Origin of the sequence: Tepidimicrobium xylanilyticum, from assembly GCF_900106765.1 — a bacterium.
Classification (GTDB): Bacteria; Bacillota; Clostridia; order Tissierellales; family Tepidimicrobiaceae; genus Tepidimicrobium; species Tepidimicrobium xylanilyticum.
Genome location: NZ_FNNG01000011.1, coordinates 15,947 through 39,384 on the forward strand (window position 1 = coordinate 15,947; position 23,438 = coordinate 39,384).

27 protein-coding genes are annotated in these 23,438 nt (G+C 33.8%); 1 reads left to right on the plus strand and 26 read right to left on the minus strand.

Annotated features, from left to right (window positions below; translation table 11 throughout):
• Positions 1 to 10 precede the first annotated feature (10 nt).
• Both selD and BLV68_RS11130 read right to left on the minus strand, forming a co-directional pair.
• Positions 11 to 1,042 carry a selenide, water dikinase SelD gene (gene selD / locus BLV68_RS11125; RefSeq protein WP_093753823.1) on the minus strand — a complete coding sequence of 344 codons (1,032 nt, stop codon included), beginning with the start codon at positions 1,040 to 1,042 and terminating at the stop codon, positions 11 to 13.
• Positions 1,043 to 1,055: 13 nt separating this feature from the next.
• Positions 1,056 to 1,655, minus strand: a complete 600-nt coding sequence (locus BLV68_RS11130) for a helix-hairpin-helix domain-containing protein (protein WP_093753825.1) — start codon at positions 1,653 to 1,655, stop codon at positions 1,056 to 1,058.
• Between the two features lie 154 nt (positions 1,656 to 1,809).
• Between BLV68_RS11130 and BLV68_RS11135 the strand changes: the two genes are divergently transcribed.
• Positions 1,810 to 3,081, plus strand: a complete 1,272-nt coding sequence (locus BLV68_RS11135) for a D-alanyl-D-alanine carboxypeptidase family protein (RefSeq protein ID WP_093753827.1) — start codon at positions 1,810 to 1,812, stop codon at positions 3,079 to 3,081.
• A gap of 30 nt (positions 3,082 to 3,111) precedes the next feature.
• Here BLV68_RS11135 and BLV68_RS11140 read toward each other — a convergent pair whose 3' ends face one another.
• From BLV68_RS11140 to BLV68_RS11255, 24 genes are all read right to left on the minus strand, one after another.
• Complete coding sequence (locus tag BLV68_RS11140) at positions 3,112 to 3,489, minus strand: RidA family protein (protein ID WP_093753829.1); 378 nt, start codon at positions 3,487 to 3,489, stop codon at positions 3,112 to 3,114.
• Between the two features lie 41 nt (positions 3,490 to 3,530).
• On the minus strand, positions 3,531 to 3,881 hold the full coding sequence (gene rsfS, locus BLV68_RS11145; protein ID WP_093753831.1) for a ribosome silencing factor: 351 nt from the start codon (positions 3,879 to 3,881) through the stop codon (positions 3,531 to 3,533).
• An 18-nt stretch (positions 3,882 to 3,899) separates the two neighbouring features.
• Entirely contained in the window at positions 3,900 to 4,856 is a 957-nt protein-coding gene (locus BLV68_RS11150; RefSeq protein ID WP_093753833.1) for an LCP family protein, read from the minus strand.
• A gap of 6 nt (positions 4,857 to 4,862) precedes the next feature.
• Positions 4,863 to 5,435, minus strand: coding sequence for a bis(5'-nucleosyl)-tetraphosphatase (symmetrical) YqeK (yqeK, locus tag BLV68_RS11155; protein ID WP_093753835.1), 573 nt, complete (start codon positions 5,433 to 5,435; stop codon positions 4,863 to 4,865).
• Complete coding sequence (gene nadD, locus BLV68_RS11160; RefSeq protein WP_093753837.1) at positions 5,413 to 6,051, minus strand: nicotinate-nucleotide adenylyltransferase; 639 nt, start codon at positions 6,049 to 6,051, stop codon at positions 5,413 to 5,415. The genes yqeK and nadD overlap by 23 nt, the downstream gene beginning before the upstream one ends.
• A 57-nt stretch (positions 6,052 to 6,108) precedes the next feature.
• Entirely contained in the window at positions 6,109 to 6,402 is a 294-nt protein-coding gene (yhbY, locus tag BLV68_RS11165; RefSeq protein ID WP_093753839.1) for a ribosome assembly RNA-binding protein YhbY, read from the minus strand.
• 17 nt (positions 6,403 to 6,419) lie between these two features.
• Complete coding sequence (locus tag BLV68_RS11170; protein ID WP_093753841.1) at positions 6,420 to 6,602, minus strand: hypothetical protein; 183 nt, start codon at positions 6,600 to 6,602, stop codon at positions 6,420 to 6,422.
• A gap of 20 nt (positions 6,603 to 6,622) precedes the next feature.
• Positions 6,623 to 7,897 (minus strand): GTPase ObgE, encoded by a 1,275-nt coding sequence (obgE, locus tag BLV68_RS11175; protein ID WP_093753843.1) that lies wholly within the window; start codon positions 7,895 to 7,897, stop codon positions 6,623 to 6,625.
• Positions 7,898 to 8,045: 148 nt separating this feature from the next.
• Positions 8,046 to 8,336: a 50S ribosomal protein L27 gene (rpmA, locus tag BLV68_RS11180; protein WP_093753845.1), complete on the minus strand. Its 291-nt coding sequence runs from the start codon at positions 8,334 to 8,336 to the stop codon at positions 8,046 to 8,048.
• Positions 8,337 to 8,338: 2 nt separating this feature from the next.
• Complete coding sequence (locus BLV68_RS11185) at positions 8,339 to 8,686, minus strand: ribosomal-processing cysteine protease Prp (RefSeq protein WP_093753847.1); 348 nt, start codon at positions 8,684 to 8,686, stop codon at positions 8,339 to 8,341.
• Position 8,687: 1 nt separating this feature from the next.
• Positions 8,688 to 8,999, minus strand: a complete 312-nt coding sequence (rplU, locus tag BLV68_RS11190; protein ID WP_093753849.1) for a 50S ribosomal protein L21 — start codon at positions 8,997 to 8,999, stop codon at positions 8,688 to 8,690.
• Between the two features lie 105 nt (positions 9,000 to 9,104).
• Entirely contained in the window at positions 9,105 to 10,343 is a 1,239-nt protein-coding gene (locus tag BLV68_RS11195; RefSeq protein WP_093753851.1) for an Rne/Rng family ribonuclease, read from the minus strand.
• A 17-nt stretch (positions 10,344 to 10,360) separates the two neighbouring features.
• Entirely contained in the window at positions 10,361 to 11,080 is a 720-nt protein-coding gene (locus tag BLV68_RS11200; protein ID WP_093753853.1) for a TIGR03936 family radical SAM-associated protein, read from the minus strand.
• Positions 11,080 to 12,921: a TIGR03960 family B12-binding radical SAM protein gene (locus BLV68_RS11205; RefSeq protein ID WP_093753855.1), complete on the minus strand. Its 1,842-nt coding sequence runs from the start codon at positions 12,919 to 12,921 to the stop codon at positions 11,080 to 11,082. Before BLV68_RS11205 ends, BLV68_RS11200 begins: the two co-directional genes overlap by 1 nt.
• A 104-nt stretch (positions 12,922 to 13,025) precedes the next feature.
• Complete coding sequence (locus BLV68_RS11210; RefSeq protein ID WP_093753857.1) at positions 13,026 to 13,706, minus strand: M23 family metallopeptidase; 681 nt, start codon at positions 13,704 to 13,706, stop codon at positions 13,026 to 13,028.
• A 58-nt stretch (positions 13,707 to 13,764) separates the two neighbouring features.
• Positions 13,765 to 14,814, minus strand: coding sequence for an FAD:protein FMN transferase (locus BLV68_RS11215; protein WP_093753859.1), 1,050 nt, complete (start codon positions 14,812 to 14,814; stop codon positions 13,765 to 13,767).
• 61 nt (positions 14,815 to 14,875) lie between these two features.
• Entirely contained in the window at positions 14,876 to 15,742 is an 867-nt protein-coding gene (locus BLV68_RS11220) for an FMN-binding protein (RefSeq protein WP_093753861.1), read from the minus strand.
• Positions 15,743 to 15,851: 109 nt separating this feature from the next.
• The gene (gene minE, locus BLV68_RS11225) at positions 15,852 to 16,130 is read right to left on the minus strand and encodes a cell division topological specificity factor MinE (RefSeq protein ID WP_093753863.1); all 279 of its coding nucleotides are present in this window, start codon (positions 16,128 to 16,130) and stop codon (positions 15,852 to 15,854) included.
• A 13-nt stretch (positions 16,131 to 16,143) separates the two neighbouring features.
• The gene (gene minD / locus BLV68_RS11230) at positions 16,144 to 16,941 is read right to left on the minus strand and encodes a septum site-determining protein MinD (protein ID WP_093753865.1); all 798 of its coding nucleotides are present in this window, start codon (positions 16,939 to 16,941) and stop codon (positions 16,144 to 16,146) included.
• Entirely contained in the window at positions 16,923 to 17,582 is a 660-nt protein-coding gene (minC, locus tag BLV68_RS11235; RefSeq protein ID WP_093753867.1) for a septum site-determining protein MinC, read from the minus strand. Before minC ends, minD begins: the two co-directional genes overlap by 19 nt.
• Positions 17,583 to 17,670: 88 nt before the next feature.
• Positions 17,671 to 21,006 carry a penicillin-binding transpeptidase domain-containing protein gene (locus BLV68_RS11240; protein ID WP_143035277.1) on the minus strand — a complete coding sequence of 1,112 codons (3,336 nt, stop codon included), beginning with the start codon at positions 21,004 to 21,006 and terminating at the stop codon, positions 17,671 to 17,673.
• An 11-nt stretch (positions 21,007 to 21,017) separates the two neighbouring features.
• On the minus strand, positions 21,018 to 21,518 hold the full coding sequence (mreD, locus tag BLV68_RS11245; RefSeq protein WP_093753871.1) for a rod shape-determining protein MreD: 501 nt from the start codon (positions 21,516 to 21,518) through the stop codon (positions 21,018 to 21,020).
• An 11-nt stretch (positions 21,519 to 21,529) separates the two neighbouring features.
• Positions 21,530 to 22,366, minus strand: coding sequence for a rod shape-determining protein MreC (gene mreC / locus BLV68_RS11250; RefSeq protein WP_093753873.1), 837 nt, complete (start codon positions 22,364 to 22,366; stop codon positions 21,530 to 21,532).
• Between the two features lie 11 nt (positions 22,367 to 22,377).
• Positions 22,378 to 23,409 (minus strand): rod shape-determining protein, encoded by a 1,032-nt coding sequence (locus BLV68_RS11255; RefSeq protein ID WP_093753875.1) that lies wholly within the window; start codon positions 23,407 to 23,409, stop codon positions 22,378 to 22,380.
• Positions 23,410 to 23,438: the final 29 nt, after the last annotated feature.

Here is a 23,438-nt window from a genome sequence, read left to right on the forward strand (position 1 = left end):
ATCCCTCTCTTTATTCTACTATTAAATAACAATCTTCCTTTTCTACTACCCTTCCAATAATTCCATATTTGGTGTTAATATTTTCTAATCCCTTTAACAGCTTTTCTGCTTCAATTTCTGGTAAGCTTATAAGTAACCCACCAGACGTTTGAGGGTCGTATAGTATATCTTTAATTTCTTCTGGAATATCACCAACAAACTTTACATTATCTCCAACATGCTTCCTGTTGGAATAAGCTCCTGCTGGTACCAATCCCATTTGTGCATATTCTATTGCCTTTTCTATTATAGGCACTTTTTTATGGTCTATTTTTATGGTAACTTCACTTCCCTGAGCCATTTCTAAACTATGCCCTAATAATCCAAAGCCTGTAATATCCGTTACGCTATTAACCTTTACCTTATCCATTGCTTCCTTTGCATATTTATTTAAGGTGCTCATAGTTAAAATGGCCTCCTCATAAGCCTCCTTATCAACTAAATCTCCTTTTATGGCGGTATTAACAATTCCTACACCTATTGGCTTTGTCAAAATCAATAAATCCTCAGGTTTTGCATTGCTATTGGTTAAAACCTTTCTTGGATCTACAAATCCAGCAACTGATAAACCATATTTTGGTTCTTCATCCTCCACCGTATGCCCTCCTACTAGTATAGCCCCAGCTTCCTTTACCTTGTCATGTCCTCCTTTTAAAATCTGAACTAATACATCGGGGCTTAAACAGTTAGGAAAGCCTACTATGTTCATTGCAAGTTTTGGCTCTCCACCCATGGCATAGACATCACTCAATGAATTAGCTGCTGCAATTTGCCCAAATAAATACGGGTCATCTACTATAGGGGTGAAGAAATCCAATGTTTGGATTAAAGCTAATTCATCATTTATCCTATAAACTGCTGCATCATCAGCAGTATCTAACCCTACTATCAAACTATCATCTACAGTTTTAGGTAGTTGGCACAAGACCTGTGCTAATATATCGGGACCGATTTTGGCTGCTCACCCTGATGTTCTCGACAATTGAGTCAATTTTTTCTCCATCTATTTCACTCCTTTATTTAACTGTAATCAAATCCTTTATGCTTTCAAACTTTTTACTACCTATGCCAGATACGTTCATAATCTCCTCTATAGTTTTAAAAGGAGAATGTTTTCTGTACTCTATAATCCTTTCTGCTAAAGCCTCTCCTACTCCCGGTAAAGAAATTAGTTCTTCCTTGGTACAGATATTGATATTTATCTTCCCTTCGCCACTGCTAGTTAAATAAGAACTGGAAAGATCTGCAGATATATCTTCCCCTATTTTGGGTACATGTATTTTCTCTTCATCTGATAACTTCCTGGCTAAGTTTATTTTATCCGAGTCTGCATCTTTTTTCAATCCTCCCGCCAAATTAATTGCATCAATTACTCTTGAACCTGCCTTTAGCTCAACTATTCCCGGGTTATAAACCTCACCGCTTACATGGACTATAATATACCCCGCTTCATCATTGTCAGTTTCTTCCATCTCCTTTAATATTTCCTCCACTTCTTCTGAATTTATATCCCTCTCCGCTAATAGATTATTACTTATATAATTGAATATGGATATCAGAAAGATTAGAATTATGATGAATATTATAATTACCTGTTCCCTTCTGGAAAAATACATATTATATATTCATCCTTTCAATTTATTTTTATCCCTAATATATATTCTCTATTTGGACAAAATTCCCTCCTTATCAAAATAATTTAATTTACCTATTAAATATTTTGATAATATTTGATATACTTATAATTAATTCAACAAAGGAGGGAGCTTATTGAAAAAAATCTTATTTCTAATATCGATCTTATTTTTGGTTACATACGAAGTATCTTTTGCAGACGAGCTTAACCTTTCCGGAGAAGCTGCTATTCTCATCGACTCAGATACTGGACAGATTCTTTATGAGAAGAACCCTCATAAAAAACTGCACCCCGCCAGTACTACAAAGATAATGACGGGAATCCTCGCCATAGAATTAGGGAATATGGAGGATATTGTAACAGTAGATGAAGAAGTAGTAAGGCTTACCGATGGTAGCCATATTGCATTGGAGCCAGATGAACAGCTTAAATTTGAAGACCTTTTAAATGCTTTGCTAATAGAGTCTGCAAACGATTCAGCTCTGGCTATAGCAAAACATATTTCAGGCAGCATTGAAAACTTCGTGAACCTTATGAATACAAAAGCAAAAGAACTAGGAGCTTTGAATACCAATTTTGTAAACCCAAATGGCCTTACTAATGAAAACCATTTGACTACCGCTTATGACTTAAGCCTAATTGCCCAATACGCCATGAAAAACCCTCAATTTAGGGAAATTGTATCCAATTACACTTATACTATACCTAAAACAAACAAGAAGGATGAAGAAAGATATTTAAAATCCAATAATAGACTATTATATAGTACCATTAAAATTAACGTTAATGGCAAATCCGTTCCTATAAAGTATGAAGGTGTCAATGGAATTAAAACAGGATACACACTAGCTGCTCAAAATTGCCTGGTAGCTTCAGCTAGTAGGAACAACCAAAACCTAATAGCTGTAGTGTTAAAATCAAATGGTAGGGAAGTATTTGCCGATGTACATAAATTGTTCAACTACGGATTTGACAATTTTATGAAGGCAGGTATAGCCACAAAAAACTATTTCATAGATAATATTGAGGTTGAAAATGGTACAATCCCAATTGTAGCGGGAATAATTAACGAGAATTTAACCGTAACAATACCTAAAGATTCTATGGATAAAATTGAACAAAGGATAATTCTCGATGAAAACATTGCCGCTCCTGTAAAAAAAGGACAAGTATTAGGGAAGGTTGAGTATTATTTAGATGGTAAGCTTCTAGGAAATGTAGATATTGTATCCACTTTAGACGTAGATAAAATACCTCCTCCAAGTATTAAGGATATACTGTTAAACAATTGGTATTTCTTTGTAATAGGAATCCTAGTTTTCATTAGAATCTCAATTATGTTTAAACGAAATAAAAATAGAAGGCGTAGAAGAGCTTTATATAGAGTACCAAATTCTTCCCAATAAATTAGCTCCCTAAATGGGAGCTTAAATTTATCATAACACAGCTATAGCTTCAATTTCTATATCTGCATCTTTAGGCAATTTTGCTACTTGTACACAGGACCTAGCAGGCTTATGCCCTTGGAAAAAATCTTCATATACTTTATTTATAAGTGAAAAATCGTCCATATTGGTTATATATATGTTTACCTTCGCAATATCCTTTAAATTAGCCCCGCCAGCTTCCACTACAGCCAGCATATTTTCAAGGCATAGCCTGGTTTCCTTTTCAATGTTGCCCTTTGACAGTTCTCCTGTCTTTGGATCTATGGGAAGCTGACCTGAAGTGAATATAAAACTATCAGTTTTAACACCTTGTGAATAAGGTCCTACTGCAGCAGGGGCCTTATCTGTTACTATGAAATTTAACATAATTTCTCCTCCTTTTTCTATCGAATATGACCCATATTAATCTAAAGAATAGGATCTAATGGAACTTCTACTCCATCAGCCCATAATTTTTCCAAAGCATAAAACTCCCTATCTTCTCTATGGAATACATGAACAATCACATCTCCATAATCTATTAATATCCATCTGCTACTTGCTTTCCCTTCCTTTCCTAAGGGCTCATAACCTGCTTCATACATCTTATCTTCTACTTCGTCAGCAATAGATTCTACTTGTGTGGTAGAATTACCACTTACCAATACAAAATAGTCCGTTATGGGAGTTAACTTGCTAATGTCTAAAATCTTTATATCAAAACCTTTTTTATCTTGACATGCATTTACTATAACGGTTATTTTATCTTTGTCCTTCACCAAATTACCTCCTGCTTTTTAATTAGCTTCACCATCATTATTTTCCGAATTCTCTACAGCTCTCTGGTCGGTAAATAATGCTTTTACTAGCTTATTAGTTTCTTCTTGATTAGGAATAAAATAGGATACGCCATTAATATATTTACTTGCTCCAGGTAAAGTGTTAGCTTGTATAGAATCACTACTGAAAGATTTTGCTTTCATAGCAAATTTCATTATAACATCTAAAGGTATGTTGGTTTCTACATTTTCGTAATAGGTTTTAATCATCGATGGGATGTTTACAACATTGGATGGCCTTAAAGCCTTATCGATGGCAGCCTTCAAAAATTCCTGCTGTGCTTTAATTCTTCCTAAATCTTGATCCACATAACCCTTTCTAAACCTCAAAAATTGTAATGCCTTTTCTCCATCTAATGTTTGGTATCCCTTTTTTAAATTAATATATAAAGGTGGATCTGCAATTGGATCGCTGTATTTCATATCCATAGGTACATCTATTTCCACACCGCCAATTAGGTCTACAAACTCCCTCACTATATTGTAGTCTACCTTTACATAATATTCTAAGTCTATACCTAATAAATCCTTAACAGCTTTTACCGATAGTTCCGGCCCTCCATATGCATGGGCATGGTTTATCTTTTCCTCATACTTTCTTCCCCTAATCCTAGCTTTTGTGTCCCTAGGTATAGAAAGCATAGTAATTTCTCCAGTAGATTTATCCACTCTACACAATATCATGGTGTCAGTTCTAGTCCCACTACTCTTTTTTACATCCTTAGAATCTACACCCAATAATAGGAAAGTTATATCATCCTTCCCATCTATTAATCTATCTAAAAAAGTTTCCCTATACTCTTCCTCATCAGATTCGCCAGTTGCTTTAATTACGGTTTTATAAATAAAACCTCCCCATACCAAAGAAAAAACTATAAATGAAATAAAAAAAGTTTTAAAGAAAGTCTTTTTCACTAGACCTCACTCCATATTTTTTAGAATTAATAAATGATTCCTTGCTTTGACCGTATTCAAATGGATTATTTTCCCCCTACTTATTATAAATGCCAATGTATTATCTAAAGCATAAAGCAGGGCTTTATCTAAATCCTCATAAACTAGCCTTCTTATTTCTTCTACTCCATTAAAATCCCTGCCTGGTTCTATAAGATCTGCTATATACACTATTTTTTCCAAAAGGGTCATATTCTCTCTACCCGTTGTATGATAGCAAATGGCATTTAAAATTTCACAATCCTCTATTTTATATTTCCTTTTTGCAATTTCTGCACCTAAAGGACTGTGAATAAGGTCTTTGTTAATTTTCATAACATTATCTAAAATTATACCAAAATCACTTACCATTTTCAACAAATTTATTTCCCCTTGCAGTTTGCCACAATCATGAAGCAACCCAGCTATTCTTGCTTTTTCTACTGAACAACCATAGTGTTCTGCCAACTCTTCACAGGTCTTCATAACTCTTAATGAATGTTCAAATCTATTAGTTCCTATATCCTTCTTTAGCTTATCATATACCCAAGATTCCATCATTTCCATTCTCCTTATATAATCCATATTTGTATATGTAAAGCTCTACCGGTTCTGGTACTAAATATTTTATAGATTTATTCTTAATAACCCTGTTTCTAATTTCTGTAGACGAAATATCTATTATAGGAAACTCTAATATATGTATATTGGCTTTGTAGCATTTTATTATATCATTTACCCTATCCATTAGCTCTTCATCTTCTAGACCCTTTCGTTTAGCTACAATGAAATTGCAGGATTTCAATAATTCTTCATAATCCTTCCATTTATGTATTTCCAACAATGAATCGGAACCCAGTATAAAGTAAAATTCCTTATCTTTAAACTTAGAACTCAAATATCTTATAGTGTCTATGGTATAGCTAAATCCTTCCCTTTCCATTTCAATAGTAGATGTGAAGAAATTAGGGTTTGAGTCTAGAGCCAATAAAGTCATATTGTATCTGTGGACAGCTTTAGAAATTTGATTGCCTACCTTATGGGGTGGTTTCCCAGTTGGAATAAAAAGTATCTTATCAAGCCCTATTTCCGTTCTTGAGTACTCAGCTAATATTAGATGACCATTGTGGATTGGGTCAAAGGTTCCCCCCATAATTCCAATTCTCTCCCTAGTCAAATCATTCTCCTCCTCATAATAGTAAACTTCAGAAGCTCAAGCTCTGAAGTTTACCAACTATTTAGGTAATTGAATTTTTTTATTCTCTTTAGATTCCCTATAAAGAACAAACTTATTACCTATACTTTGAACAAATTCAGCATTGGTCTTTTCCATTAATTCATTGGCCACTTCTGTTGGGTCAAGATGGCTATTATTAAGAATCTTAATCTTTATCAGCTCTCTTGCTTCTAAGGCTTCATCTACCTGCTTAACGAAGTTTTCCGTTATTCCATTTTTTCCTACCTGGAATATCGGATCCATTGTATTGGCTAAGGCCTTTAGATAACTTCTTTGTTTACCTGTTAACAATTATTACACTCCTTTTATTAGACTTCTACTTCCTTTCTAGATTGTCTTCTATGGGATTCATAATTTTTGCTACCCTTTTTCCAACCAGTCCTTAATTTTTCTTCTGGTTTGAAATTTTGATTGATTACTACTTCATTTTTCGCTATGCAATAATAAGTTGGTTGATTTTCCTTACAATTTCCACAATTAAAACAATCCATAAACGTTACAAGCCCTCCATTTACTCGAAAAATTCAAATTCATATCCACATATTAATACGGTATCATTCTCCTTAATTCCTAATTCTCTGAGCTTATCCACTACCCCCTTTTGTTTTAAAACATTTTGAAAATATCTTAAAGAGTCTAAATCATCAAAGTTAACGGAATATAGTAGTCTTTCTATGAAACTACCCTCAACGATATATTGATCCTCTTCTTTTTTTACTATAATTGGCTCTTCCTCAGGTTCTTCAAAGTATTCAACCATCTTTTCGTCAAAAGTTTCATATTCATACTCAATATCCTTTAAGACTTCCCATATTCCGTATTTCAACTCTTTAATGCCTTCCTTAGTTGCAGCAGATAATGAAAATACTCGGTATCCCAAAGGTTCAAATTCATCTTTTATTTTGCCTATCCAATCCCTAAATTGAGGCAGGTCCATTTTATTGGCTACTATTATCTGATGCTTATTTTTTAACTTGGGATTGTATTTCACCAGTTCCTCATTGATTTTGTAGAAATCCTCTATTGGATCTCTACCTTCTATTCCAGAACCATCTAGAACATGGACTAATAGCTTAGTCCTTTCCACATGTTTCAGGAAATCGTGCCCTAAACCTGCACCTTCATGGGCTCCTTCAATTAACCCAGGAATATCAGCAATAACAAAACTTTGCTCTTCTCCAACTCTCACTACTCCCAAATTAGGTTTTAGGGTGGTAAAGTGGTAGTTGGCAATTTTAGGTTTGGCAGCAGATAAGATGGATAGTATAGTCGACTTACCCACATTGGGAAATCCTATCAGCCCAACATCTGCCAATAACTTCAATTCCAATATAATAGTTTTTTCTTCTCCTTTAGTACCTGGTTCTGCAAATCTGGGTGCCTGTCTAGTGGGAGTTGCAAACTTGCTATTTCCTCTACCTCCCTTGCCCCCCTTGGCAATTACATATCTTTGTTTATGTTCCTTTATATCTACTATTACTCTTCCAGTATTTCCATCCTTTACCAAAGTACCAACAGGAACTTTTAGGATCAAATCCTGTCCCTTTCTTCCATATTGATTTTTCGTTTTTCCATTTTCTCCATCTTCAGCTTTATAAAAGCGCTTATATCTAAAATCCATTAGAGTCCTTATGCCTTCATCTCCCTCTAAGATGATGCTGCCTCCTTGGCCTCCATCTCCACCATAAGGACCTCCTGCTGGTTCGTATTTTTCCCTCCTAAAGGCTACTGCACCATCTCCACCTTTTCCTGCTTTGACCACAATTTTAGCTACGTCAACAAACATACTATCATCCTCTTTGAGTTTTGTAATTTAATTATATCAGCTTATAATTGGCTGTCAATATTGAAAATTTCATCAGTATAAGTATTATTCGAGATAGATAAAAATATTCTATTAAAGAAAAAAGCCTACCGTCCGGTAAGCTTTAATTCTATGCTAACTCTTCAACAGGATATACGCTGACCTGTTTTTTGTCTCTTCCTTTTCTTTCAAATTTAACGACACCATCTATTTTAGCAAACAAAGTATCATCGCTACCTCTACCCACATTGTGACCAGGATGAATCTTAGTACCTCTTTGTCTTACCAAAATATTTCCAGCTAATACATATTGTCCATCACCGCGTTTTACTCCTAGACGCTTAGATTCACTATCTCTACCGTTCCTTGAACTACCCACTCCTTTTTTAGAAGCGAATAACTGTAAATTTAGCTTTATCATCTTTACACCTCCCTATATTTGAGAGTTACATACTCTGGATAAATTTCCAATATGGATTTTATTCCTAATTCCATAGTCCTTAAAACTGTTTCAGTTTTAAGCCTTATACTAGGTTCTATATGTTCAGGTAAAGTTACATCCACTATTCCCTTATCACTGTCAATAGCATATGTTATCTCATCTTCAGCCACTCCACAAACTTCCACTAAGGACATTAAAGTAGTTTGTGCCAATATAGAAACGGCTGCACAGACTATATCCTTGCCCTTAATGTCATAACCAGCGTGACCTGATATATAATACCTCTCAATATGACCTAGTTTATCCTTAAATATGGTAATCCTTATCATACTAACCAACTATCTTTTCAATCTTCAATTTAGTATATGGCTGGCGATGACCTTGTTTCTTTCTATAATTCTTTTTTGGCTTATATTTAAATATTATGATCTTTTTTGATTTCCCTTGTTTTAAAACTGTTGCTTCTACTTTTGCTCCTTCTACATAAGGTCGTCCAATCACCAAATCGTCTTCCTTCTTAATAAGGAGAACTTTAGATAAATCGATTTTCTCTCCTTCTTCCACATCAAGTTTTTCAACAAATACAACGTCCCCTTCTTGAACCCTGTATTGTTTTCCACCTGTTTCAATTATAGCATACATTTTTATATTGCACCTCCTCTAACCCAGTCTCGCCAATGTTAGGTGGCTCTGCTTTAACCCACATTGAGCGGCTACCTACAAACAAATATTTTAACAGATTAATACTCAATTGTCAATGCCTCTATATAAAATTCTGCCACTTCCATTACAATTAGAGCATTCTTTTATAAAAGAAGAAGTTAAACTATTTCTTGTCTTCTTCCTTGTCAGTTCTACTAATCCTAATTTTGTAATTCCAATTATATTAGCTTTATTTCTATCACTACTTAAACATTCTTCTAATCTTTCTAAGACCATGGATACATCTTTGTTGTCTTTCATATCTATAAAATCTATTATAATTATTCCAGTTATGTCCCTCAATCTAATTTGCCTTGCTATTTCTTCACAAGCTTCTAAGTTGGTCTTAACAACTGTATCCTCTAAACTATTATCTCCTATAAATTTACCTGTATTAACATCTATAGCAGTTAAAGCCTCCGTTTCATCTATAACTATATAACCTCCACTTTTAAGAAAAACTTTCCTGTTTAAAGCAGTTTTAATTCCTTCCATTATTTCCCGATGATAGAATATGTTAAAATCCTTGTCATAATGGATTTTCTCATCTAATTTAGGAAACATTACCCCTTGGAAACTTAAAATACTTTCATATTTCTCCCTATCATTTAATATTATCTTATTAACCTTTTCACTATAAACATCTCGAATAATCTGATGGGATAGGTCTATTTCCTTATATATAAGTTTAGGACAAGGCAGGAAATTTCTCTCCCTTTCTATCTTCTTAAACATGTCAATTAATAAATTGTATTCTTCCTCTAATAACTCCCTTTTAATTCCAGCAGCTTTGGTTCTAAAAATCATCCCATACCCATGTTTTATAATGGATTTACCTATTCCCTTTAGTCTCTCGATTTCATCTGTGTTTACAATTTTTCTCGATAAGGATATTTTATTGGAATAAGGAGTTAATATTACATATCTGCCAGGTAAAGTAATATGAGTGGTTACCTTAGCTCCTTTATTCTTGGAAGGCTCTTTTAATACTTGAACTATAATCTCATCTCCTTTTTTTATCAATTCTCCAATATTTACTTTTTTATCCTTTTCCATCCCCTTAGGCAAAGCCTGTTTAATATATAAATAGGCATTTTTACCTTCTCCTATATCTATAAAGGCAGCTTCCATGCCTGGAAGCACATTTTCCACCCGTCCTCTATAAATATTCCCTACTTGCTTTTCCTTTTCCTTATCATCTATATAAAGCTCCACCAGATTATAATCTTCTACTAGGCCTATTATCTCTACATTATCTTTAGAATCTACAAATATATAATCCATATTATCTCTCCCAAATCTTACATAGGTGGTAAAATTTGTCCTTTATCTTCTATAAGCAATGATAGTCTTTTTATATCAATATTATCAAAGTCAATATCTAAATTAAAATGTTCACTTAGAGCCTTGATAAAGTCCATAGGCTTTAAATTGCCTTTATCACCTGCTTTTAACATACAGTTTATAGTTGCCTTTGCTTGAGAATTGCTCACATTATCAACTATAAAATTCTCTAAAACCACATTTCCTATTAAGGGTCTAATATTTTGCTCCTTTTCTATTACTCTTTTATTCTTCTGTTTAGTTTTCTTTATTACTATCTTCTCTTCACTAAGAAATTCCTTTAAAAGATTATCTAATTCTTCTCTTTTATGGATATTTGCCACCTCAAAACTAATTCTATAATAACTCCAACTAATGAGGGAAGCAATAGCCTTAGTGTCTTTGATGTATTTTGCATCTATTATTTTAATCCCTTTAGGCATTTCTTTATTCATCCTATTTATAAACTCATCTACAGGGATTTTCTCGTATAACTCCATATCCATATATTCTTCAATACTCTCTATTCCTAAGGCTAGAGGGTTTGCTATAGAAAATTTAGGCTGGGGATTAAATCCTTCTGAATATTTAATTGGAATTTGAGCCCTTCTAAAGGCTCTTTGAAATAATCTCATCATATCTAAATGAGAAATGTATTTTAAATAACCTTCTTTTGTAAATTTAACTCTTAAAATCATCAGCAAACACCACCTGTAAAGCTTCTATTGATGCCACAATTAGTACAGCCTAATCTGCAATCTCTGGTCAATTCTTCACCTTTAGCCTTTTCATATTCCTTGATTAAATATTCCTTAGTAATCCCCGGATTGATGAAATCCCAAGGAAGTATTTCATCAATTTCCCTTTCCCGCAATGCATAAAAGTCCCCATCTATTCCCGTTTCCTTGAAAGCTTCCATCCATTTATCAAAATCGAATTTTTCAGACCATCCATCAAATTTACAACCTTTTTCCCAAGCTCTTATTAAAGCTTTTCCTAGCCTTCTATCTCCTCTGGCAATTACTGCCTCTAAATAGCTTAACTTTGGATCATGATAATTAAATGTAATTTTTTTATCCCTAATGTTTTGCTTAATTAGATCTATCTTTTCATAAAACTTTTCTATTGAATCCTGTCCTACCCATTGGAAAGGAGTAAAGGGTTTTGGTACAAAGCAAGAAGCACTAAGAGTGACTTTTAGATTACCTTTTCGCTTTTCTTTGGGAAGGCTAAAGAATATGTCCTTAACCTTATATCCTAGATCCCTTATGCCCAGTAAATCCTCTTCCGTTTCAGTAGGTAATCCAATCATAAAGTATAGTTTAATGGTAGACCAACCTTCCTCAAAGGCATAGGATACCGCATTTATTAAATCTTCATCTGTAACCCCTTTATTTATTACGTCCCTAAGCCTTTGGCTGCCTGCCTCTGGGGCAAAGGTTAATCCAGTTTTCCTGACCTTTTGAATCTCCTTCAATACCCCAATGCTAAAAGAATCTAACCTTAAGGATGGTAGTGAAATGCCTACCTTTTCATCTTCATATCTATCCATAAGTTTTGAAATCAATTTCTCTAGATTGGAATAATCACAGGAACTAAGAGAAGTTAAGGATATGTCCTCGTATCCTGTATTTTCTTCTAGTTTTTCTGCCAATTCTAATAGCCTTTCTACTGACTTTTCTCTTACAGGCCTATAGATCATCCCTGCTTGACAAAATCTACATCCCCTTGTGCAACCTCTAAATATTTCCAGTGGAATCCTGTCATGAATCGTTTCTATATAGGGTACTATTAGTTTTTCTGGGAAATATACTCTATCTAAATCTTTAATAATTCTCTTTTTAATGATCTTAGGAATACCTTCCACTATTGGATCCATGCTCTGGATAGTATTATCTTTATTATATTTTACATGATAAAACTGTGGTACATATACCCCTTCTATTTTGCTTACTTCCTTCAAAAATCCAATCCTATTTCCTTTAGGGGCTTTATACTCCTTATATTTTTCTAATATTTCTAATATTATTTCCTCTCCTTCACCTATTACAAAAAAGTCAATAATATCTGCAATTGGTTCAGGGTTATAGGCACAAGGCCCTCCTGCTATTATGAAAGGATCTTCTTTTTTTCTGTCCTTAGAAAGTATTGGAATGCCCCCCAAATTAAGCATATTGATTATGTTGGTATAGCTCATCTCATATTGCAAAGTAAAACCTAAAAAATCAAAATTTCTTACAGATTCCTTGCTTTCCAGTGTAAATAGAGGGATTCCTTCTTTAATCATTTCCTCTTCCATATCTACCCAAGGAGCAAAAACCCTTTCACAAGCCATGTCCTCTTTTTCATTTATCAGATTATAGAGTATATGAAGACCTAGATGGGACATGCCTACTTCGTATATATCTGGAAAGGCAAAAGCAAATTTTACTTTCACCTCATTTAAATCCTTTTTAATAGCATTTTTTTCCATACCTATATATCTTGCTGGTTTTTCTACCCTTCTTAGCACTTTATCTAATTTCTTCATATCTATCATCTAATATCACCTTTTCATTAGTATTATAATAATATATTACCATCTTTTTATTTTATTTAATAGTGGGAAACAAAAATCAAACAAAAAAACTGTCTAAGACAGTTTTAAAATTTTCCCTTAAAATCTATGTACTTCAACGGGTCTACGGGAGAACCATTTACGATAGTCTGAAAATGCAAGTATTTATTCCCATCTTTGTTAGTTCCTAAGGTGCCTATTTTAGTCCCTGCCTTTATATCTTCTCCTTTCTCAACATAGATTGATACCAAGTATCCATAAACCGTTGAAAAATCCTCATGTTCTATGGTAACAAAATATCCTTTTGCTCCCCTATCTTCAATGGATTTAACTACACCATCTTTAATGGCTATGGGTTCTTTACCTTCATATGGAATAATATCTACGCCATCATTAAAAGTGGATTTTCCATTTAAATATATGGTTTCCCCAAAGGGATTATAGACTACACCTTCAATAGGAGGTGGATATTTAACGGAATTATTTAAGTTAAACACAAAGAGAGTTTTTTCCGGAAGGGTTAATAATTTCCTACCATAGGTAACCAATGCTTTTCCATCCTTTTTTAGACTAAATTCATAATTTATTCCATTGTAGATTATTTGAATAATGTTATTTGAAAAGCTGTTATTTAATAATTTCAATAAAAGGATTATAATTAGTATTATTAAAGCTGCAATAATCCTATTCAATATCCTCTTATAATGGTATCTCCGTTTTAGATAACTTAATATACTTTTATATTTAGGATAGCTTTTTTTATACATAATCTCACCCACCTCAATCTAATATATAATATTTCTTAAAGGTGGGTTTTATTACCTATTATTTTTGATTCAAAATAAGACTATAATTGCTATCTCTTAGAGAAAAATCTTCTATTATATCTTCGTGAACTATAACCTCTTCCATTTTAGTTACAAATATGGCCTGTATATCTCCTAATTGATTAACTAGTTTAGACCCTCCTTCAACTCCTAGTATGAACAAAGCTGTAGAAAGGCCATCCCCTACTATGGATTTATCCGATATGATTGTTATTCCCGAAACTTCATTTTCCGATGGATAACCAGTTTTTGGGTCTAAAATATGATGGTATTTTTCCCCATTATAGATTATATAACGTTCATAATCGCCAGAAGTAACTACCGATTTATTTTTTACTTTCAATATTCCTAAATAATCTCTTTCTTCCTTAAAGGGATCTTGAATTCCAATTTTCCAAGCTTCTCCATCCTCCTTTTCTCCCATGACATAGAGATTCCCTCCTAAATCAATTATTGCAGACTCAACTCCATTTTCTAGGAAAATTCTCTTCACTTCATCTGCAGCATAACCTTTAACGATTCCTCCTAAGTTCAATTTCATGCCTTCCTTTTTCAAAAACACCTGATTATCTTCTAATAATTCTAAGTCTCTATAATCCACTAACTCAAGTGCTTCCTTAATTTCATCCTCCGTCGGAATGGATTCTCTTTCTCTTAGTTCATCTCCCGTTATATTCCATAAGTCCGTTAATGGACCAATAGTTGGATCAAAGGCACCATTGGACAACTCTGCAAAGTATTTAGCTTCCTTTATTACATAGTATACATCTTCATGTACCTTGACTGGCTTTATTCCTGCATTTTGATTTATTAGGCTAACATCACTGTCTTCAATGGTTACGCTCATCCTATTTTCTATCTCTCTCAATCTATCAAAGGCCTTATCTAATATATTTTTATCCTTCTTATCATAAATCCTTAGTGTAATATAGGTATTCATCAGAAATTCAGATTTTGCTAAAGGCCCTGGTACATCTTTTTTACAACCGACGGTAAATTGCAATAGTATTATCACAATTAATAGAAGAATAGACTTTTTTGATTTCATAATGACTAACCCCTTATTATATATTTAGAAAAACCCTAACGTGTAGTTAGGGTTTTTATTCTTATTTTGCACTTTCTAAGGCTTTTTCCACTAATTCAATCATAGTAGTTCTTGTGCTTGTAGCTCCAGTAATGGAATCCACATCTAGATTTTCTGTTCCATTATTGTCTATGATCTTTCTTTGAACTGCTTTTACTACATCAAGGGCATCTAAGTAAGCATAGTTATCAGCGGATTTCCTCTCTCCAGCTTTAACTTCAACTGGTTCAGTTTTTGGCTTTCCATCGCTGCCAGTTACAGGCTTATTATCCTCATCAAAAACTACCTTATTACTTTCCATATCCTCAACTGCAGTTTCAAAGTAGTCTAATCCTACAATTTGTCCATCTCTAACGACTACCATTACTTCACCTAACCAACCATGACTATCTTCATCCGCCTTAGCAGTATATACTCCATCCTTATACACTGGAGTGTAGGTTTCTCCTTTTTCAGCTTGTGCTAATAATCTGTTTACTATATCCTTAAAGGATTCTTTGGTATGGGTAGCTCCTGAAACAGCGTCAAAATCCATTTCATCTAAATTCTTTTTCTCATTAAATTGCTCATTTAAATTAGCTATAACAGCTAACCCATCTGGATAGTTATAATTATTTTCATTCTTTTCTTCTCCAGAATTTGCTAGTATTTCTGCATACTTAAAGGAAATAATTTCACCATCTTTTACTTCCATTTTAGCCATGCCATAGTTGCCATGATTGCTTACTGGATTCTTGATTAGGTATAAACCATCTTTTAGTTCACCACCAGTTAATGCCTCACTTGAACCTTCATTGTTAGTAGTGCTTGTTTCTTTTCCACCACAGCCTACTAATAAGGCTAAAACTAGGATCGTGGATAGAAGAGCAAAGCCTAATCTTCTTTTCATTTGTACACCCCCACATCAATTAATTAGGTAAGTCATAAAATCCGTTTTAATTATATCAATATTTGTTTAGGATTACAATAATTGTTTGTTTGTTAACAATTTTTGTATATTACCCATTATCTTTAACCTTTATAATAGGTATATTAGCTACTAAAGCAGACATAGGCATGTTATCTGATTCCCTCTTCATTCTAGTTAGTTTTATATCAAGGCCTTCTTCATCAATATCTGCATACTCTCTTACAACTCTGATCATATCCCCTTTTATCATCTCTAACAATTTTGGTGATAAATCAGACCTGTCGTGAATTAACACTAATTTTAACCTTTCCTTAGCTACATTCTTGCTTCTTTGGCTATCTTTGTTGAAAAATTTAAAAAAATCCAAGGTTATTCCCCCTTTATTTGCTAAATAGTAATTTTATCAATCTACTAAACTTACCTTCAGAAGTTTCTAAGTTTAGAAACTCCACTTCTTTCCCTAAAATTCTATCGCATATATTTCTAAAGGCTTTTGCTGACAAAGGACCTTCTTCAGATACCACAGGTTCACCTTTATTTGTTGAAATTACTATAGCCTCATCATCTGGAATCACACCTAATAAATCCACCGCTAAAATATCTATTATATCTTCTACATTCATCATATCTCCTCGTTTAACCATATCGTAACGAATTCTATTGATTATTAACTTTGGATTATGTAATCCTTGGGCCTCCAACAATCCAATCACCCTGTCTGCATCTCTCACCGCTGAAATTTCAGGGGTAGTTACTATAATGGCTTCATCTGCTCCTGCAATGGAATTCTGAAAACCTTGTTCAATTCCGGCTGGTGAATCTATTATAATATAATCGAAACCTTCCTCTTTCAATTCTTTTATAAGCTCTATCATCTGTTCAGGTTTTACAGCAGTTTTATCCTTGGTTTGAGCTGCAGGTAATAAATATAAACCATCAAATCGCTTATCCCTTATGAGCCCTTGTTTCAATCTGCAAGTTTTCTCAACCACGTCTACAATATCGTATACTATCCTATTTTCTAAACCCATTACTACATCCAGGTTCCTTAAACCTATATCCGTATCAACTACTACTACTTTATTTCCCATTATGGCCAATCCAGTACCTATATTTGCAGTCGTTGTAGTTTTCCCAACTCCACCTTTGCCCGATGTTATTACAATTGCTCTTCCCATTTTTCCTTCCTCCTTTTGTTATTTTTTAGTAAATATGGCTCAATAATAACTTCCCCGTTATTAACTCTTGCAACTTCTGGAACCCCAGAAGAAGGAACATCCTCATCTGGTTTCCTTCCAATGATATTCCCAATTCTCAGTTGAGTCGGCTGTAAATCGTAGGCAGCTATAATTGCGTCAGAATTCCCACCTACACCAGCATGTGCTACTCCTCTCATGATTCCTAGAATTATAATATTTCCCTTTGCTTTAATTAAAGCTCCTGGATTTACATCCCCTATTATTACAATATTTCCATCATATTCAATAACTTGCCCAGACCTTATGGTGTTATTAATAAACTTAGTCACCCCTTCATCGATACCACTGAAAGGCATTTCTTCTTCCTCAAAATAATATGGCGGTACTTCTTTTGATGGTTCCAAATTATAATTATCCTTTATAATATTTAGTAATTCTCCTACCTCTTCTTCAGTTAAACCTTCTCCTTTAATCCCTAAAAAATCAGTGCCCTTAAAAAGGTCTATATATTCATTTAACTTTTTCTTCAAGTTCCCCTTAATAACTTCAAAATCTCCTTCTTTTATGTGGATATAAATGCCTTCTTTAATCCCTTTAAAGTTAATTAGCCCTTCCTTCAACTGTATTACCTCCGCTTAATCTATATATTCTTTATAAATCCAAAAATTCCTTCCCACAATAGAAAAAATTGAATTGGAAGGCCTTAATTTACCTTGTCAATTCAATTTCAAAGGGCATTGCTTCCTCTTTATCAGTAGCATTAAGGCCAAAATACTCTGCAATTATTTCCCTTGCAATGGGGCCTGCATATCCACCACTTCCTCCTTGGATTAAGACAATAGAAATAGCAATTTCAGGTTCTTCATAGGGTGCAAATGCCACAAACCAAGCATAGTCATCATAGGTTTCCCCAGTTGATGGATTTACGCCAGACCTTTGGGCTGTTCCAGTTTTGGCTCCTACCGATATGGGGAAATTCTTAAATAGGCTTCTTGCGGTACCTTCAGTAGCAACCAATTTCATCCCATATTTTACATGCTCTAAATTTTCATAATTATTCAATTTAATTCTATCTGGATTTGCTTTTCCCTCATACAAGGTCTTTGTATTATCATAGTTTTTGATGCTGTCTATAAGGGTAACTTTGTTCCTATATCCTCCATTAACTATCGTGGCTATATAATTGGCTATTTGAAGTGGAGTATAGGCATTTTGCCCTTGTCCTATAGTAACATTTAAAGTATCAGTTATATTCCATCCTGCATAGTTTAAATAGGTATATTTTATTCTATCTGCCAAACCTTCCTTTTGCCCTTCTAATACTTTTTCTGGTTCTAATCCCATAGCATCTAAACGTCTTATTACCTCACCTCTTGATAATGGTTCCTCTGCTTCAGTCCAACTAATTATCTCCTCTATCTTTTCATCTATCTCTTCATCGGTAAACTTTTCTCCTTCTTTTATATAGGACCTTATATTTCTATTCAAATATCTTTTTAATAGGGCTTTAGTTACCATTATCTTGCTCTGTGGATTAGGAACACCCCCTGAGGCTTCACTAGGAATATTTATCTCAATGCCAGTTTTATCATTTAACCCTAATTCCTTCGAAATATTAGCAATATCTTCTATATCCACCCTTACTCCTAGGTTCTCTCCCGTTTTTTGATTTCTACCTAAGGCTAGAGAGTAAAAGTAATAGTTACAAGAATCCTTTATAGCCTCATATACGTTTACATGGCCGTGGGTTCCCCTACTAGAATTCCATATCCAACATCCAAAGGATTCAGGTCCTATATCTACCTTCCCCATGTCTCTAATGGTTTTAGTAGGGCTAAATCCTTTTTCTAAACCTGCTAAAGCAGTTACCATTTTAAAAACAGATCCCGGTTGAACGGCAGTCTGTATAGCAATGTTGTATAAAGGTCTTGGAGCCAATGGGTCATCTTCATTTTCAGGAAATAAACTAGCCCAATCTGTACTAGATATCCCTGTAGAAAATAGGTTTGGATCATAGGCTGGATAATTCGCTAAAGCAAGAAGTTCACCTGTTTTAACATTGGTTACTACCACAGCTCCAGAAGTAGCATTAATATAAGGCCTCCTCTTGCTCCTATTAATGCCATACTTATAATCTCCCCACTTGCTCTTGAAAGTTCCCCCTATTTGAATTTGATCTAAAGCGTGTTTCAAAGCGCTTTCTGCAATCTTTTGTAATTTTAAATCTATAGTCAAATATATGTTATTTCCAGGTACTGCCTTCTCTTCGTCCAATATATTAGTCCTATTTCCTAAAACGTCTACTTCTACCCTTCTAACCCCATTTTTGCCTCTTAATTCCGATTCAAAGCTCTCCTCTACACCGGTTTTCCCTATTATATCATTGGGAGAATAGCCTATTTCCTTTACGTATTTTTCAATTTCATTAGCCTGAGATATTTTCCCTAAATATCCTAATATATGGGCAGCAGTCTCACCCTCTGGATAATACCTTACAGGTTCTATGGATACCTGTATACCAGGCATATCCGTTAATCCTTCCTCAATTCTAGCTACTGTAGAATCCTTGATTCCATAAGCTATATTTATGGGTTGATAAGCCCTATGCCCTTGTTTATCCAATTGATCGTATAAAGTCATTATAGCTCTTGACTCGTATCTGCTTAAGTTCTTATCTATGTTATAATATTGGATTAAATGATTAAACGCTTCTTCAGCATTTTTATCTGATGGAATTTTAAATTTCTCGTACCAGTCATTTTTGTTAACTAAAGATACGTATTCCCATTTTGCAACTGAAATCCTAGGATTATATCCCTTTTGCAATACTATTTCCTGTGCAATTCCTTTTACATCATCATGGGTTATAAAATCCTCCAATAAGCTATTATCCCTTATAAATTCTATCAAAATATCTATAGGTACTTTATCAGTAGATGTATTTTGCCCCTTGTAAGTATAAAGAACTGCGCCTACCTCTTCATTTATTTCAAGTTTCACAGGTGCTTCTAAACCTTTTTTCTCGATTATATCCATTAGTATTTCTCCAGGTACAAGCCTTTCAACGTTTCCTTTGTCGTCTTCATTTTTAACTACTTTCTCCAACAAATCTACTAGAGAAGTCTTCGCTACTATGTTAACAAAGTCTTCCTTAGCTGTAGTGTTAAAATCGATTTCATCAAAAATCTTCATTAGGCTCCTCTTCTGCTGTAGATATTCCTCATCATGGGTTAATGAATACTCCTTCAATCTAATATTTTCAGCTAAACCCTTTTCCTTTAGCATATCATAGATCATTTGTCGAGAAATAGGATGATCTAATATCTTTCTTATTATATTTTTATCATTGTTCACTAATTTAAGAATCGCATCCCTAGGACTTATGTCCTGACTCATATCGTGAGACCTTTTCCACTGTTCAATATCTTTTTCTTCATTGAAACTTAAAGCTACTCCTTCCTGGGTCAATTTCACATTTATTGGTATAGATATTCCCTTGTTTTCTAAAGCATTAATAGCTTTATTAACAGTAATAAATTGGAAATGTTCTGCATATTCAGGATGGGTATAATAGGTATTCAATATTTCAGGTAATAAGTTATTGGAAATGATTATATCTATTACCTTTTCAATAGGAGTCATATTTTCCAGTTGATAAGCTTCCTCTTCATCATAGGTAAATATATTCATTTCGATGGGGAATTCGTCAGCATATATAACCCCATCTTCCTCTAGTAGCCTAGCTAATGTTAACAATATATGGTTCTTCTTTTCTCTATCCTTAATATTCAACTCATCTTTTAATAATTGGACGGTAAAGCTGGGTTTGTTACCTGCCAATAATCTACCATACCTGTCTCTAATTTCTCCTCTTGGAGCAGTAATATACACTTCCTTCAATCGCTTATTATCAGATATATCCCTATAGTAATCCCCTTCAACTATGGTTAACGTGGCTAATCTGAAAGAAAGAGCTAATATTATAATCGTTACACCGATTAGCAATAGATTAAATCTATTCTTCAACTTCTCTAGTAGTTTCAAGTCTTTCACCCCTATCTCTTTCCAAACCTAATAGGAGGAATTATGAATATCTTGGAAAATCCCTTAAATACTAATACTGAAATGACACCATTATAAACCATTTCAAAAAGGACCACTTCCTTAAAAAAAGCAATTATAGAAATATTGTAGGCTAAAAAATAAAGAAATAAACTATATAATAAATGATAACCTATGGTTGAAATTAAGGTTAACATAATGGGAATGAGTATATTATCCTTTGATAATTTCCCTTCCATAAAACCTATTAAGAAACCTGTAAAGAAGAGTATAAAACCATTTATTCCAATTACCGGACTAAATATAATATCCTGTAACAGCCCAGATATTAAACCTACAATACTTCCTACATTTTTCCCCTTAAGCAAAGCTATTATCACCGTTACAATTAATGCGGTATTTGGAACTACTCCAAATATATTGAAATAGTGAATTATGGTGGATTCCAATATGAAATTAACTATAATTATTAAAAGCAATACTAAACCTGTCAATTTAATCCCTCTCAATTCAATATGACATAAACCTTATAAATCTTCTTAAAATCAACTGCAGGTTCTATCTCAATATTTTTTGTCAAATCCTCGTCCCTTTTTATTACATCTGTAATTTCACCGATATACAGATCTTTAACATATATTCCACCTAATCCAGAACTAAATAGCTTGTCTCCCTTCATTATATCAGCATCAGGATCGTATAAATAGCCTATTAGCTTGCCACCAACGCTTTCAGATATTACTCCTCCATCTTGAGTTCTAATAACTTTAAAGGCAATCTTATTATTACCATCTATGATGGATACTACTTTTGCCCAATTATCTCCTACTTCAGCAATCCTCCCTACTATGCCTTCTTGTATTATCCCTTCCTCCGTTTCCACAGCTTGAATTACAGTATCCCCTTTTTTTATTCCATCCTTTAACCCTTTATCAATAATGAATCTATCAAACCAATTTCCTGGTTCCTTGCCTATTACTTGGGCAACTATTAGATTATAGGTGGTATTTTCTAACAATTCCTTTTCATTTTTTAAATAGTCGCTTTTGCCAATTATGTCTTCATATAGCCTATTCTTCTCTTCCAATTCTACAACTCTTAATTTTAATCTTTCATTCTCTTCTCTTAATGTACCTATCTCTCTAATGGAATTAAAAAAGTTAGAAACCTTACTTCCTAAATTGAAGAAAAACTTTTCTATAGGACTAATTAAATTACCTATAGATTTTTCTACTATGGTAAGCTCCAATCTTTCACCGCTCGTAAAACCAATTATAATAATTAGAATGATAGCAACTATAGCTACTATCATTCTATTCTTATATCGTTTAAAAAAGGACATACCATCACCACTTAACCTTTTCTTCTAGTATTGGAAACAGTCTTCTTCAAAACATCTATGCTCTCTAAGGCTTTCCCAGTACCAATTGCTACACAATCTAAAGGATTTTCAGCAACATGAACAGGCATTGATGTTTCTTTTCTTATTAATTTATCTAAACCATTGAGTAAAGCTCCACCTCCAGTAAGCATTATACCCTGTTCCATTATATCTGCTGCTAATTCAGGCGGGGTTTTTTCTAAAGTGGATTTTATTGCATCTAGTATATTGTATATTTGCTCCTTCATAGCCTCATGTATTTCGCTAGAGGTTACTTCTATAGTCTTTGGCAGGCCAGATATTAAATCCCTACCTCTAATATTCATCTTAGTCTCCTTATTATCCACAAAAGCTGAACCAATAGCAATTTTTACATCTTCTGCAGTACGTTCTCCAATCATTAAACTATATTCCTTTTTAATATAGCTTACTATAGCTTCATCTAACTCATCTCCACCAATCCTGATGGATTTGCTAGTTACAATACCTCCTAATGAAATAACTGCTACTTCAGTTGTACCTCCACCAATATCCACTATCATGCTCCCGGTAGGCTCTTGTACAGGAAGGCCTGCTCCAATAGCTGCTGCCATAGGTTCCTCTATTAAATAGGCATCTCTAGCACCAGCATTAATTGCTGCTTCCTCTACTGCTCTTTTTTCAACTTCAGTAACTCCACTGGGTACACATATTACCACTCTTGGTTGGAATAGAGATCGCCTTTGCATTGCTTTCTTTATAAAATATTTCAACATGCTTTGAGTTATATCGAAATCGGCTATGACTCCATCTTTCAATGGTCTAATTGCTACTATATTTCCTGGAGTACGACCAATCATCTTCTTAGCTTCTTCACCTACAGCTAAAACTTGTTTCATATCAGTTTGAATAGCTACTACTGATGGCTCTCTAATTACAATATCCTTTCCTTTAATATAGACTAAAGTATTAGCTGTCCCTAAATCAATTCCCATATCTTTTGCAAATGCACTAAATATCCCCATATCCTTTGCTCCTTTCTTTCTATAACTTA

Bases quoted from the DNA above. Each gene is read 5' to 3' on its own strand.
- yqeK (WP_093753835.1), bottom strand. From the start codon at position 5,435: ATGATGGAATCTTGGGTATATGATAAGCTAAAGAAGGATATAGGAACT.
- rpmA (WP_093753845.1), bottom strand. From the start codon at position 8,336: ATGATAAAGCTAAATTTACAGTTATTCGCTTCTAAAAAAGGAGTGGGT.
- BLV68_RS11130 (WP_093753825.1), bottom strand. From the start codon at position 1,655: ATGTATTTTTCCAGAAGGGAACAGGTAATTATAATATTCATCATAATT.
- BLV68_RS11205 (WP_093753855.1), bottom strand. From the start codon at position 12,921: ATGATAGATATGAAGAAATTAGATAAAGTGCTAAGAAGGGTAGAAAAA.
- BLV68_RS11170 (WP_093753841.1), bottom strand. From the start codon at position 6,602: ATGGATTGTTTTAATTGTGGAAATTGTAAGGAAAATCAACCAACTTAT.
- BLV68_RS11255 (WP_093753875.1), bottom strand. From the start codon at position 23,409: ATGGGGATATTTAGTGCATTTGCAAAAGATATGGGAATTGATTTAGGG.
- BLV68_RS11220 (WP_093753861.1), bottom strand. From the start codon at position 15,742: ATGAAAAGAAGATTAGGCTTTGCTCTTCTATCCACGATCCTAGTTTTA.
- BLV68_RS11210 (WP_093753857.1), bottom strand. From the start codon at position 13,706: ATGTATAAAAAAAGCTATCCTAAATATAAAAGTATATTAAGTTATCTA.
- BLV68_RS11195 (WP_093753851.1), bottom strand. From the start codon at position 10,343: ATGGATTATATATTTGTAGATTCTAAAGATAATGTAGAGATAATAGGC.
- BLV68_RS11215 (WP_093753859.1), bottom strand. From the start codon at position 14,814: ATGAAATCAAAAAAGTCTATTCTTCTATTAATTGTGATAATACTATTG.
- rplU (WP_093753849.1), bottom strand. From the start codon at position 8,999: ATGTATGCTATAATTGAAACAGGTGGAAAACAATACAGGGTTCAAGAA.
- minD (WP_093753865.1), bottom strand. From the start codon at position 16,941: ATGGGAAGAGCAATTGTAATAACATCGGGCAAAGGTGGAGTTGGGAAA.
- mreC (WP_093753873.1), bottom strand. From the start codon at position 22,366: ATGTCCTTTTTTAAACGATATAAGAATAGAATGATAGTAGCTATAGTT.
- BLV68_RS11200 (WP_093753853.1), bottom strand. From the start codon at position 11,080: ATGATTTTAAGAGTTAAATTTACAAAAGAAGGTTATTTAAAATACATT.
- obgE (WP_093753843.1), bottom strand. From the start codon at position 7,897: ATGTTTGTTGACGTAGCTAAAATTGTGGTCAAAGCAGGAAAAGGTGGA.
- BLV68_RS11140 (WP_093753829.1), bottom strand. From the start codon at position 3,489: ATGTTAAATTTCATAGTAACAGATAAGGCCCCTGCTGCAGTAGGACCT.
- BLV68_RS11185 (WP_093753847.1), bottom strand. From the start codon at position 8,686: ATGATAAGGATTACCATATTTAAGGATAAACTAGGTCATATTGAGAGG.